This is a genomic window from Streptomyces sp. NPDC002536, assembly GCF_053594995.1.
In genome coordinates, this window is record NZ_JBSFWU010000008.1 from 110424 (window position 1) to 123348 (window position 12925).

Genomic DNA, 12925 nt, shown 5'->3' on the forward strand with positions numbered 1-12925 from the left:
ACCGGCTTCACACCGGCCGGGCAGGGACCAGGACCGGTTCGGCCGGCGGGCCGAAGGACACGACGACCTTGCCCGTGTGCCCGGAGTACTGAAGTTGCTGGAACGCCTCTTCCACCCTGGCAGCCGGATGGACGGAATGGGGCAGTGGGCCGTACGCGCCGGAGGCGATCCGCTCCGTGAGGTCGCGGGCCGTCTGCTGCCTCCGTACGGAGTCGAGCACGGCGCTGCCGAGGTCGAAGCCGATGACGGTGAGGCTGCGCCGGAAAGGACGCAGCACCAGGGGGTGCGCGCCGAGTTCGATGAAGCGGCCGTGGGGACGCAGCAGGTCGAGGCTCCGGGCGACGGCTTCGCCGCTGAGGGAGTTGACGACGACGTCCACTCCCTGTCCACCCGTCAGTTCCCGTACGTGCGGGGCGAATTCGAGGCCGCGGGAGTCCAGGACGTGCTCGACGCCGAGTGTGCGCAGCAGGTCGCGCTCGGTCTCGCTGCCGGCTGTGGCGATGACGTGCGCGCCCAGGCCGCGGGTGCACTGCAGGGCGGCGAGACCGACGGCCCCGGCGCCTCCGTGCACCAGGACCGTCTCGCCGGGCGCCGGGCGGGCCTGGTGGACGACGGTGACGTGAGCGGTGGTGAAGGCCACCGGAAGGGTCGCCGCTTCGGTGTGGCTCATGCGGTCGGGGATGCGGATGACGGAGTCCGCCGCGGTGACGGTGTGGGAGGCGAGCGCTGCCGGCATGATGCCGCAGACGTCGTCGCCGACCGCGGGCGAGGACACCCCCGGCCCGACGGCCCGGACGATGCCGGCGCCCTCGATGCCCAGGCCACGGTTCAAGGGCGTGCCGTCGTCGGCCTCCGGCGGCAGCAGTCCGTCGGCCCGCAGGAGATCGCGGTGGCCGAGCGCGACGGCCCGCATCTCGACCAGGATCTCGCCGGGCCCCGGTACGAGCGGCTCGGCCTCCCGCCACACCAGACGACGGGACGGGCCCGGCATGTGGACGTCCAGGACGTACGGCGTGCCGGCGCGGACGGGCACGGGCTCGCCGTCGGGACGCGTGGTCTCCTGGAGGACGAACCGGCCGCGCCGGGTGAGGACGATCTCGTCCTCACCGGTGGGCGCGAGCAGTTCACGGGCCAGGCGACGGGCGTCGGCGGCCGGGTCACCACTGCGGTCCAGGGAGATCCGGCGCAGATGCGGACCGGGCTGCTCGTCGGCCGGACGACCTGGTCGGTCCGGCGCGGAGAACGGTCCGCCGGGCCGGGTGATCAGCCACACCTGCGGGTGCACTTCGTCCGGCAGCGCGGCACGGACGGCGGCCAGGACCCGCAGGGCGACAGCGCGAGCAGCCGTCCGGGAGACCGTGCCGTCGGGCCCGTCGAGAAGGAAGGCGACACCCAGTTCCCTTGCCTCGCACGGCAGTTGAGCTGTCCAGACGGCAGCATCGTCGTTTGCGACGACCGTTCCGACGCCACCCAGCAGGTCGCGCAGGGCGTCGCCCGTCGGCGTGTCGGTGGGGTTTTCGACGGCAACGACCCACGAAGTGCCGGGAGTCGGCTCCGGCAGGGCGGGCTCGGGCACAGGTGGCCGGTCGGCGGCGGCGAGGAGGACGGAGCGTTCCTCGATGCCGATGCGCGCAGTGCCGGTGAAGCCGCATTCCCCCAGCAGTCGCATCCACCGGTCCCAGGGCAGCAGCCGGTGTTGCGGGCGCAGTGCGCGGTCGCTGCGCTGCCAGAAGACATCGGTACTGCCGTCCAGAAGACCGAGCCGCTGCGCGTGGTGCGGTTCCGTGGCGAGCAGCAGGCCGCCGGGGGCGAGCAGCATGCGGAGGCGGCGCAGGGCCGCGGTCAGGTCGGCGGCGGTGTGCAGGGCGTCGTCGGCGACGACGAGGTCGAACTCCCCGCCGTGGAAGCCCTGGGCGACGGGGTCGGCATCCAGGTCGAGGACGTGGTGGTCGACGAAGTCGCAGTCGGCGAAACGGTGTTCGGCGCGGCCGAGGCGGCTGCTGTCGCTCCCGGTGCAGGTGTAGCGGGTGCGGTCGGCCGGGAGCAGGGGCAGCAGGGCCGCGGTGAGGGCATGTGTTCCGGCACTCAGCTCCAGGACGCGCAGGGGACGGTTCCCGGGCCAGCGCCGGACGATGTCGCGCATGACGGTCCGGGCGACGTCGTGGGTGAAGCGGTGTGCGGGGGCGGTGGAGCGGAGTTGTTCGTACGCGGTGTCGTCGAGCGGTCCGGCGGTGTTGCGGAGGGCTTCGGGGAGCCGGCGCAGTTGCCGGTTGAGCAGGACGGTCTCGGAGTGGAAGGCCGGGTGGTCCTCGACCAGGCTGCGCAGCAGGGTCATGTGCCGCGGTGCGGTGTCCGTCAGCCGCCAGTAGCCGTCACGGGCGGGCTCGACGAGGCCGTGCCGGACGACGAGAGGGAGCATCAGCCGGACCAGCCGCCGGTGCCGCGGCCGGAGTCCGCGCGCGACGAGGTCGGTGATGCGGAACGGTGCGCCGGGGCCGGCGTCGGCGAGCAGCCCGTCCAGGGCCGCGCGCCAGCAGTGGGCTCCGGTCTCCTCGACGGCGGCCGTGAACCGGCCGTATCCCGTGTCGTCCAGGGCCGTGCGCAAGGCGGCGGCCCGGTCCGCGGCGGCCGCCATCAGGTCCGGCGGCAGGGGCAGCGGGGAGGGGGCGGCCGGGCTTGCGGGGAGCGGGGCGGCGCGCAGGACCGCGTGCCGGACCGCCGAGGGGACGTGATCGGTGTGGTGGATGTGCCGGGTGCGGCAGCCCTCGATCTCCACGGTGACGGTGCCGTCGGTGTCGGCGTAGGTGATGTCCCAGCAGGACTCGGTCCCGGTGCACCTGCGCCGGCGCAGGTGCACGAGGCCGGCGGGTGAGGGGGTGCGCCAGACCCGTACCGCGCCGAACGCCGACGGAAGGTGGAACCGTCCGTCGCCCGTCCCCTGTCCGGCGAGGGCGACGGTGGCCTGGAGCGGGGCGTCCAGCACCACGGGGTGCACCGTGTACGGGCCGCCCGGTTCCTCGTACGCGTAGGAGGCCAGCAACTCGTCCGTTCCGACGTGCAGTTCGCACAGCAGCTGGAATGCCGGCCCGATGTCGAGGCCGATGCGGTGGCAGGTCCGGTAGTGGTCGGGCCCGGCCACGGTGCGGGGGCAGCGACTGCGGATCGCGTCGGGGTCGATGGGGGCGGGGGCCGTGCCGGTCAGGGTGCGGACCTGGGCGCGGACGAGGGGGTGGCAGGTGGTGCCGCGGCCTTCGCTGCTGCTGATGGCCAGTGTGCCGTCGTCGGGGGTGACGGCGGTCTGGAGCGTGACGCCGCCGGGGTCGGGCCAGCCGAGTTGCAGCGGTCCGGCGATCTCCAGGTGGCGCACCTCCACGGGCCGGTCCAGTGCGCGGTGTCCGGCGGACAGGGCCGTCTCGACGTACGCGGCGGCGGGCATGAGTACGGTTCCGGCGGCCCTGTGGTCGCCGAGCCAGGGCACCAGCTGGGGCTCGACGGCGCCTTGCCACAACGGGTGCGGTGCCGGGAGGCGTTCGCCGAGGAGGGGGTGGTCGAGCTGCCCGGTCCCGCTGGTGCGGAGGACGAAGTCCTGCGGGGTGCCGTGCCAGTACCGTTCGTGCTGCCAGGGGTAGCCGGGCAGGTCCGCCACGCGGCCCGGGCGGGGGAAGTGCATGCGCCAGTCCACGGCGGCGCCCGCCGCGACGAGGGAGGCGACCGCGGTGGCCGTCTCGCGCGGGCCGTCACCGTCGCGGTGGAGGGTCGGGATGCAGATGGCGCCGGTGCGCCGCAGGTGGGGGTGCAGCACCGGGTGCGGGCCGATCTCGACGACGATGTCGGCCGCGTCCGCGAGGAGGTGGACCACGGCGTCGGCGAAGCGGACCGGCTGGCGCACGCTGTGCCACCAGTAGCGGGCCGTCAGCTCCTCGCCGGGCAGTGGGGCTCCGGTGACGGTGGAGACGAAGGGGATCCGGGCGGCGGCGGGGGTCAGTCCGGTCAGGGCCGTGCACAGCCGGACGGCGATGGGGTCCATGGCGCGGCTGTGGAAGGCGTAGTCGAGGCCGAGGTCGCGGAAGAGGACCTTGCGGGCCTTGAGTTGGAGTCCGAGGGCGGCCAGCGCGTCCGGGTCCCCTGCAATGGTGACGTCCCGGTCGCTGTTGATTCCTGCGACCTCCAGGGCGGTTCCGTAGGGGGCCAGCACCTGCCGGGCCTCGGGTTCGGACAGTCCGACGGCGGCCATCCGCCCGGTGCCCACGGTGGCGGCCTGGGTGCGGCTGCGTTCGGCGACCACCTGGGCGGCCTGGTCCAGGGTCAGGGCGCCGGAGACGAGGGCGGCGGCCGCCTCGCCGGCGCCGTGCCCGGCGACGGCCGCCGGGCGCATCCCGTTGGCCGCCAGTACGGCGACCAGCCCCATCTGCACGGCGAACAGGACGGGTTGGGCGACTTCGGTGCGCAGCCAGCGGGGTGCGACGGGATGGGTCAGTTCCTTCGCCACCGACCAGCCCAGGTGCGGGGCCAGGGCGGCATCGGTCTCCTCGACGGCGGCGGTGAAGACGGGGTCGGTGTGCATCAGGTCGGCGGCCATGCCGGGCCATGGGGAGTCGTTGCCGGAGAAGACGTAGGCCACCGTGTCCCGTTCGGCCTTGCGGACCTCGGCCGCGGCGGAGGGCGCGTCCGTGAAGAGCCGGTCCAGCCGGTCCGCCGCCTGCTGCGGGCCGACGGCCAGGACGGCGGCGCGGTAGGGGTGGGCGCTGCGGCGCAGGGTGGTGGTGTGGGCGAGGTCGTAGAACTCGGCGTCCGTCGCCCGGCGCAGCCGCGCTGCGACCCGTGCGGCCAGTTCCTGCAGCGCCTCGGGCGACCGGGCGGAGACCACCACCGGTACGGGGCCCGCGCCGTGCTCCTGCTGGACGGGCAGGCGCGGAGGCGCGGTCAGGACGGCGTGGGCGTTGGCCCCGCCGAAACCGAAGGAGTTGACGCCCACGGCCGCCCGCGCCCGGCGCGGCAGCCCCACGGGGGCGACGGTGGGGGCCAGGCCGAGACCGGCGAAGTCGATGTCCGGGTTGAGCGGCCGGGCGTGCAGTGTCGCGGGGGCCAGGCCGTACCGCAGTACCAGCAGCGCCTTGAGCAGACCGGCCATGCCGGAGGCGGGTTCCAGGTGGCCCAGGTTGGACTTGACCGAGCCGATGGGCAGCGGGCCGGTGGTGCGGCGCTGCCCCAGCGCCCGGCCGATCGCGCCCGCTTCCGCCAGATCGCCGACAGCGGTGCCGGTGCCGTGCGCCTCGACGTAGACCAGGTCGTCCGGGGCCACCCCCGCCTGCCGGTGGACGGAACGCAGCAGCGCCTCCTGACTCTCGGCGCCGGGCAGGGTCAAACCCCCGGTGCGGCCACCGCAGTTGGTGCCGGTTCCGGCAACCACCGCGTGGATCCGGTCGCCGTCGGCCAGGGCCTCGGCGAGCCGTTTGAGGACGAGCACTCCCCCGCCCTCGGCCCGCACGAATCCGTCGGCCTCGGCGGAGAAGGCGGCACAGCGGCCGCTCGGCGAGAGCATCCCCGCGTGCGAGAACCCCGTGAACGAGAAGGGGTTGAGCAGTACGTTGACCCCGCCGACGAGGGCGGTGCGGCTGGTGCCGTCCAGCAGGGTGCGGCAGGCCCGGTCGAGGGCCACCAGGGCGGAGGAACAGGCGGTGTCGACCGACAGGCTCGGGCCGCGCAGGTCGAAGCAGTACGAGAGGCGGTTCGCCGCGATCGAGAGCCTGCCTCCCGTCACGGCGTACGGGCTCGTGTGGTTCCCTAGCGCTGCCTGGAAGGTGCCGTAGTCCGCGTCGGAGATGCCGACGAAGACGCAGGTGTCCGAGCCGGCCAGCGACTCGGCCGGGATAGCGGCGTCGTCCAGGGCCTCGACGGCCATTTCGAGCAGCAGCCGTTGTTGCGGATCCATGTGCACGGCCTCGTCCGGCGCGATCCCGAAGTAGGCGGCGTCGAAGCCGGCCACGTCGTCGAGGAAGCCCCCGGCCGCGGTGCGGCTCCGGCCGGGGCGGACGGCGCCGGGGTCGACGAAACGGTTCTTGTCGAACCGGTCCGCCGGGATCTCGCCGACCAGGTCGCGCCCTTCGCGCAGGGCGGTCCACAGGCCGTCCAGGTCCGTGATGCCGCCGGGCAGCCGGCAGCCGACGCCCACGACGGCCACCGCCCTGTCGATGCGTTCCATCCTCGGCTCCGTCTCGCGTCTGCCACGAAAACCCGGTGGCGCATTCTCTGCGCATCCCGCACGCCCTGTTCTTCGAGGGCGAGGGAAAGGGCGTGGCAAGGGAATTGCCGGCCGAGGGGATCGGAGATGCCGGAGGCCTTCGCGGGATTCATGGACGTTTCATTCGTGCGTCTCGGCACAATCGGGCCGATCGAACAGCCGATTGCGTTGCGCGTCACGCTACGGATCGGGGATGGGGTTGTCCACGGACACGCCCGCGGGCCGGATTCAGCGGCCCTGCAAAGCCCTGGCATTGTCGCCGAAGGTCCATCCCTGTGAACCGTCCCAGTTGGCCGACCAGGTCATCAGCCCTTTCAGTCCGCCCGAGTAGGTGCGCCAGGCCTGCGCCACGGTTTCCGGCGGCATGTATCCGCCGCCGGCTCCCGGTTGGGCAGGAAGTCCGGGGACCTGCCGGTCGTAGGGAACGCGAATGGTGGTGCCCTGGACGACCAGTCCGGTGTTCAGACAGTCCGTCTGCGCGGTGAAGCCCGCGACCGTTCCGGCTTCGTACGAGTCGCCCGAGCATCCGTACATGCTGCCGTTGTAGTACTGCATGTTCAGCCACCACAGACGGCCGTTGTCCGCGTACTTCTTGACGATGGGCAGGTAGGCGCCCCAGATCGAGCCGTAGGTCACGCTGCCCCCGGTGACATAGGCCGTCTCGGGTGCCATGGTCAGGCCGAAGCCGGCGGGCATCCGGTCGAGCACGCCGTCGACGATGCGGATGAGGTTGGCCTGCGAGGCCGAGAGTTCGTTGATGTTGCCGCTTCCGGTGAGTCCGGTCTCGATGTCGATGTCGATGCCGTCGAAGTTGTACGTCTTCAGGAGGGTCACGAGCGTGTCGACGACCCGGTCGGCGACGGCGCCCGAGCTCAGGTCGATCCCGGCCGAGGCTCCGCCGATGGACATCAGGACGGTGAGGCCGGCGGCTTTGGCCGCACACATCTCGGCCGGGGTGGCGACCTTCACCGTCGCGTCCATCCCGTCCTCCCACAGGACGGTGCCGTCGGAGCGGATGACGGGGAATGCCGCGTTGACGACGGTGTATCCGTGGTCGCGGATACGGGCATCGGTGATCGGGATCCAGCCGAGCGGCGGATGGACGCCGTTGGCCGCGCCGTCCCAGTTCTCCCAATATCCCTGGAGTACCGGGCCGGTGGGTCTCGACTTGACCGCGCAGGTATCGCTGTACGGCACGGGCGACGCCCCGGCGGTGGCCGGAAACTGCAGGACGGAGGCCGTTGCCGCACAGGCCGCGAGCGCACGTGATAATCGACGGTTCACCCTTGGAACCCCCTTCGCGTTCGTCAAAAAATAAAGTTGTCCGCGACTGCCGTCAATGGCCCGGACACCCCGTGCGGCCGACTCGAAATGCGGGGAGCATATGCCCGCATTTACGCTTCCACTGCCACTCACGTACCACTACGCGTTTTCTGGGAGCGCATCATGGGAAATCAGGCCAGCACCGCCCGCGGGGCCCTTCCGCGATTCGAGGAGGCCGAGGGCCTGGGCCCGCAGGACGAGCGGTTCGTGCACGATCTCGTGGCCGTGCTGGAGAAGCACGGCAATCTCAACCGCTTCGGTCTGTGCCTGCTGCACGACCACTTCCCCGTCGCCTCCGACGAGGTGCTGGTCGAGACCCACGACGTCGCCGCCCGCACCCTCCGGGTCCGCGTCGAGAAGGCGACGACGACCGAGCACACGCGGCCTTCGCAGTGGCGGTTCATGAAGGCCGGCCGGGGCAGCGGAGAAGAAGCCGTCGGCCACGCCTATCAGGTGATCCTGCAGTGCACCCCGGCCACCGGATGCCCGACCAGCAAGCCGAAGGCTAAGGCGAAGGCGGCACGATAGGGCACCCCTGTGCGGCAGAGCGCCTGGACAGCGGCGCACCGTTGGAGACGGTGCGCCGCATTGCTGCTCGCATGCCTGGCGTGGTGCGGTGTATGGCCGGGCCGGGCGGAAGCCGCGCGCGGCTGCCACTCCGAGCAGCTGGCCGCAGCCCGGACGGAAGCCGAACTGAGTCTCGTCAATCATGGCCACGCCCTCGTCGAGGCGTCGGGAAGGATGGACATCCGCGTCCCCATCACCTGGCCGTACGCCAACGACCTGCTTCTGAGCGAGAGTTCCGACGCCTACCGGCACGCGATGGGCTGCCTTCTGCGCGGACCGGAACCCGCTCTGCGCCAGGACGAGTGGCGCCCGCACAGTCCGAGAGTGGATGCGGAGGCCCAATGGGTCAAGGTGCGGTACGACACCCTCTTCTGGTTCAACAAGCCGGGGGCGACGCTGACCGGACCGTGGTCGGTCGACGTGCGGACGACTCACTGGAGCATGGCCCTCACTCCGTCACCTGCCCTGAAGAACTCGCGCTGGGCGCGTGTTCGGCTCGACCTCGGCGGCCTCGACGTCTCCCAGGTGTCCCCCAGGCCAACGACCGCCGGCAAAGGCCATCTGACGTGGACCGGGCTCAGTCCGGACCGCAGGGTGACGATCCAGGTGACGCCACCATGGCAACGTGCCTGGGCAGTCAAGGTCAATTCGCGGACCGCATCGTGGCTGGTCGCCAACGCTGCAGGGGAGACCACCTGGTGGCTGGGGACCTCCGCCGTAGTGGTCTTCGCCGCCCTCCGGGCCCGTCGTCAGCCCTCGGGTGACGAGCTCACCGAACAGGAACGGAGCAGTAGTACGGCTCTCCTGCGTTGGGGGCTGCTCAAAGCCTGCATGGGCGTGGCGATCCTGTTGTTGTACGGAGTGCTCCTCGACCTCGCAGGTCAAGGGCCGCACAGCCCGCTGAACGATGCGGCCCGCTGGCTGATGCTGATCGGCTTCCTGGTGGGTTGGGGCCTGGCGGCTGTCGCCCGCCCTCGGACATCGGTGCTGGTGGCCTGTTCGCTGGTTGCGGCAGCCGGAGGGCTGGTGACCGCGGTGCCTTCCTTGTTCGGGCTCCCGCCTTCGTTCACCGGCATCAAAAGCCTCTCCTTCTCCGCCCTGGTCGTGCTGTCGGCGATGAACGCAGCGCTGCTGTGGCTGTGGTTCACCGGTCTCATGCTCTGGGCCTGGTCGCTCGCCCATGCAGGCGGACTGCTGAAGCCGTCCTCGGCCCCCTGGCGGCTACGTCGGATCGGAACGTGGACGGCCGGGGCCGCCCTGCTGTTCCTGGGGTGGGCCGTATGGGCCGACGAGCGCAGCTGGCAGCGTGTCAGCTGGCTGACCAACCGCAACGCCCCGACCTACTTTCCGCAGTACCAGGCCTATCTGGGGCGCCTGTTGGTGAACGCCGCCTCCCAGACTGCAATGTGGTGCTACGCCCACACCTGGGTATTGACGGGTCTCGCGGTCGTGGCCCTGCTGCGGGCCAGGGACCTGGGACTGCGGGTGCCCTTCGCGAGCCCCACCAAGCTGGACCGTCTGCTGCTCGCCGTGTTCTTCGCCATCGTGGTGGCCTGGCGGCAGGGCTCGTACGCAGGCAGCCAGGTGCTTGCCGGTCTCTGGCTCGTGCTGGACATCACCGCGCTGTACGGCCTGCTGGCCGTGGGACAGCGCCGGGCGGTGCTGAACCAGCACTTCGAGGGGTTCGAAGGCGCCCCGGCGCTGGGCGAGTCGATCACCGAGGCGGCCCGCAACGACCTCATCGCCCGTGCGCGCCGTTACCGGGAGCTGGCGAGCGTACTGCGCAGTATGGAACAGGGCCACGCCGAGGGTGCACTCAGCAGGCACGCAGTGGAGAAGGAACTGAGCGGCCTGCACCGTTGGCGCCCGGCGGCAGGGAGCGAAGATGCCGCACGAGCGTTCCTGCCCAGCCAGATCACGGTCGTGGACGTCGCCTTGAGCTGGGGACCACACGCCAAGTGGTGGGACAACGCACGCCGTGCCGCACTGCTGGCAGCCGCCTTCGGCCTGCCAGGCAGCATGATCATCGTCTGGCTGATCTACTCGCCGGAGCACCAGTGGATGCGTACGGGCCAGTACTTCTTCGGGGCCCCCGACGTGGTGTGGGCGTTTCTGTCCTCGGAGCTCACCTGGGCGGGCGCGGGCCTGGTGCTGGGGGCACTATGGCGGCTGCTGCCCGGCCGCCGCGGCCCGGCACGCGCCCTGAGCCTGGTGATCGCCTACGCTCTGCTGATCGGCCTGGGCTGCGTGGGCAATCTCATCACCGACCAGGGCCTCGGCACCGGGATTTTCGGGATCGTCCTGATGCTTCCGGTGCTCACCCTCACCAGTCTCGCCATGGATGCGGACACCTTCCGCTCCGAGCGGCGCTTCTGGCCCAACCGGGTCGGGCTGCTGCTGTCGGTCTACCAGATCCGGAGCTTCTCCGCACAGATCGCCTACGTGCTGGTGCAGTTGGTCGCCGTGTTGACCGTGCTGCGGTTCTTTACCGAAGCCGACATCCACCAACTCAAGTAGCGCGTGAGGGCATTGCTCCTGCCGGGCAGAGCCTCTCGCAAGTCCAGCGCGGCCCTGCGCCGCCGGGACCTACCCCTCCTCCACCTCGGTGGCCGTACGCCCCACGAGCCGCTCGTAACGCTGCCGCGCCGCCTGCGGCGTGCCCAGCCCGAGGCCGAAGGCGATCTCCTGCCACGTCATGCCGCGTCCCCGCGCCATGCGCAGCAGCCCCGCCTCCAGTTCGTCCATGTCCCCGCGCGCGAGGGGGACGAGGCTGAGGGCGGCGGTGATGTCGGCCCGGTCCACCTCCGGTTCGCCGTCCTCGGGGAGGGCTGCGCCGCTGAGCAGGAAGGACACGAGACGGACGGCCTCGTGCGGTGCGAGGACGTGGGGGTGGACCTGCCGCCGGCGCTGCTCGTCCGTGGCCGCGTGGCGCTCGGCGATGCGGAACAGGGACGCGTGGACGCGCTGCGCCCGCGCCTGCTCCGGGTGCGGGGGTGCGAAGGGGTCGGCGGGCTGTCCGGGAGTCGTCGTCATGCCCTCAGAGTGGATCACCGCACGATGCGATGTCAATGGATTATTGCAAACAACCTGTTCAATCAAATCTCCCGCTGCGCATTCACACCCTCACCCCGCGTTAGGGAAACGTTCGAATAGTGGGCGTTCACGTCATACGCGCAGCCTGTCCCCGCAGACTCGTGGGGCTCACCGAACGTCTCACGTAATGAACAGGTGCGACCATGAGTCGGACGATCACCCGGTCCCCCGAGGACTCCCCGCCCACGACGGAGCCTGCCACGCCCGTGCTGTCGCACGGACTCAAGCAGCGCCACCTCTCGATGATCGCGCTCGGCGGGGTCATCGGCGCAGGGCTCTTCGTAGGCTCGGGCGTCGGCATCGCCGCGGCGGGACCGGCCATCGTCCTGCTCTTCGCGGGCACCGGCGCGCTCGTCATGCTGATCATGCGGATGCTCGGCGAGATGTCCGCGGCCCGGCCCTCGACCGGATCGTTCTCCGTCCATGCCGAGGAGGAGCTCGGCACCTGGGCCGGGACCACCTCCGGCTGGATGTACTGGCTGATGCTGTGCGCCGGCGTGGCCGCCGAGGCCACCGCGGCGGGCGCCATCATGCACAGCTGGGTGCCGTTCCTCCCCGCCTACGGCTGGGTGGCGGTCTTCATGGTGTTCTTCTGCGCCAGCAACCTGACCGCGGTCAAGAACTTCGGCGAGTTCGAGTTCTGGTTCTCCGCCGTCAAGATCACCGCGATCGTCGCCTTCCTCGTCCTGGGCCTGCTCGGCATCCTCGGGGTCTTCGGCGACTCCCCCGGCACCGGCAACCTCACCGGTCACGGCGGCTTCTTCCCCGCCGGAGCCGCCGGGCTCGCGGCCGGACTGCTCACCACCGTCTCCGGGTTCGCCGGCCTCGAGACCGTCACCATCGCGGCGGCGGAGTCCGACAACCCGAGCCGCAACGTGGCGCGTGCCGTGCGCACCGCCGTCTGGCGCATCGCCGTCTTCTACATCGGCTCCATGGCCGTGGTCGTCACGATGGTGCCGTGGAACGACCCGCGCGTCGCCACCGACGGCCCCTACGTCACCGTCCTCGACACCCTCGGCATCCCCGCCGCCGGCACGATCATGAAGGTCGTCGTCCTCGTGGCCCTGCTCTCCGCGATGAACGCCAACATCTACGGCTCGTCGCGCATGGCCTACTCCCTGGTCAGCCGGGGCCAGGGCCCGCGCTTCCTGGCCAAGGTCACCCGGGGCGTGCCGATGGCCGCCGTGCTGGCGTCCTGCGTGTTCGGCTTCGCGGCCGTGATCGCCGGCATCATCTGGCCGACCACCGTGTTCGCCTGGCTGCTGAACATCGCCGGCTGCGCGGTCCTGGTCGTCTGGTGCATCGTCTGCCTCACGCAGCTGCGGATGCGCCGCCGCCTGGAGCGCGAGACCCCCGAGCTGCTGACGGTGCGGATGTGGGGCTTCCCGTATCTCACCTGGCTGGCGTTCGCCGCCATCATCGGCGTCTTCGTCGTCATGGCCTGCAGCGGGGACGGCCTCAAGCAGCTCGCCGGCACGGCGATCGTGGTCGCGGCGCTGGCCACCGTGGGCCACCTGAAGCAGCGGCGCGACCGGAGGGCCGGCGCCGCCGCCTAGGCCGTGTCCGGCGGATCTTCGTCCCGTCAGGGGCGCGGGGAACTGCGCGACCAGCCACGACGCACCCGCAGCCGAGGTTCCCGGGGCTTCGCCCCGGACCCCAGGGGCAGTGCGCCGGCTGCAGGCCGTCGGTGGCTGATCGCGC

The 12925-nt window shown here is 71.5% G+C and carries 6 protein-coding genes; 3 read left to right on the top strand and 3 right to left on the bottom strand.

Going from position 1 to position 12925, the window contains the following annotated elements; all coding sequences use genetic code 11:
* Positions 1-7: 7 nt before the first annotated feature.
* Both ACWD4B_RS05450 and ACWD4B_RS05455 read right to left on the bottom strand, forming a co-directional pair.
* Positions 8-6202, bottom strand: coding sequence for a beta-ketoacyl synthase N-terminal-like domain-containing protein (locus tag ACWD4B_RS05450; protein WP_451419524.1), 6195 nt, complete (start codon positions 6200-6202; stop codon positions 8-10).
* Positions 6203-6469: 267 nt separating this feature from the next.
* Positions 6470-7471 (bottom strand): chitinase, encoded by a 1002-nt coding sequence (locus ACWD4B_RS05455; protein ID WP_451419536.1) that lies wholly within the window; start codon positions 7469-7471, stop codon positions 6470-6472.
* A 216-nt stretch (positions 7472-7687) separates the two neighbouring features.
* Here ACWD4B_RS05455 and ACWD4B_RS05460 point away from each other — a divergent pair, with 216 nt between their 5' ends.
* Together ACWD4B_RS05460 and ACWD4B_RS05465 are read left to right on the top strand one after the other, a co-directional pair.
* Positions 7688-8092, top strand: a complete 405-nt coding sequence (locus ACWD4B_RS05460; protein ID WP_451419525.1) for a hypothetical protein — start codon at positions 7688-7690, stop codon at positions 8090-8092.
* Positions 8093-8152: 60 nt separating this feature from the next.
* A complete protein-coding gene (locus ACWD4B_RS05465; protein ID WP_451419526.1) occupies positions 8153-10648 on the top strand; it encodes a DUF6185 family protein in 2496 nt (831 codons plus the stop codon).
* A gap of 69 nt (positions 10649-10717) precedes the next feature.
* Here the strand turns inward: ACWD4B_RS05465 and ACWD4B_RS05470 are convergent, their stop codons facing one another.
* On the bottom strand, positions 10718-11164 hold the full coding sequence (locus ACWD4B_RS05470; RefSeq protein ID WP_451419527.1) for a DNA-binding protein: 447 nt from the start codon (positions 11162-11164) through the stop codon (positions 10718-10720).
* A gap of 203 nt (positions 11165-11367) precedes the next feature.
* Here ACWD4B_RS05470 and ACWD4B_RS05475 point away from each other — a divergent pair, with 203 nt between their 5' ends.
* Entirely contained in the window at positions 11368-12780 is a 1413-nt protein-coding gene (locus ACWD4B_RS05475; RefSeq protein ID WP_451419528.1) for an amino acid permease, read from the top strand.
* The last annotated feature ends 145 nt before the right edge of the window (positions 12781-12925 follow it).

What these genes read in the sequence shown, in the direction of transcription:
- ACWD4B_RS05450 (WP_451419524.1), bottom strand. Translation starts at nt 6,202, where the DNA reads ATGGAACGCATCGACAGGGCGGTGGCCGTCGTGGGCGTCGGCTGCCGG.
- ACWD4B_RS05460 (WP_451419525.1), top strand. Translation starts at nt 7,688, where the DNA reads ATGGGAAATCAGGCCAGCACCGCCCGCGGGGCCCTTCCGCGATTCGAG.
- ACWD4B_RS05470 (WP_451419527.1), bottom strand. Translation starts at nt 11,164, where the DNA reads ATGACGACGACTCCCGGACAGCCCGCCGACCCCTTCGCACCCCCGCAC.
- ACWD4B_RS05475 (WP_451419528.1), top strand. Translation starts at nt 11,368, where the DNA reads ATGAGTCGGACGATCACCCGGTCCCCCGAGGACTCCCCGCCCACGACG.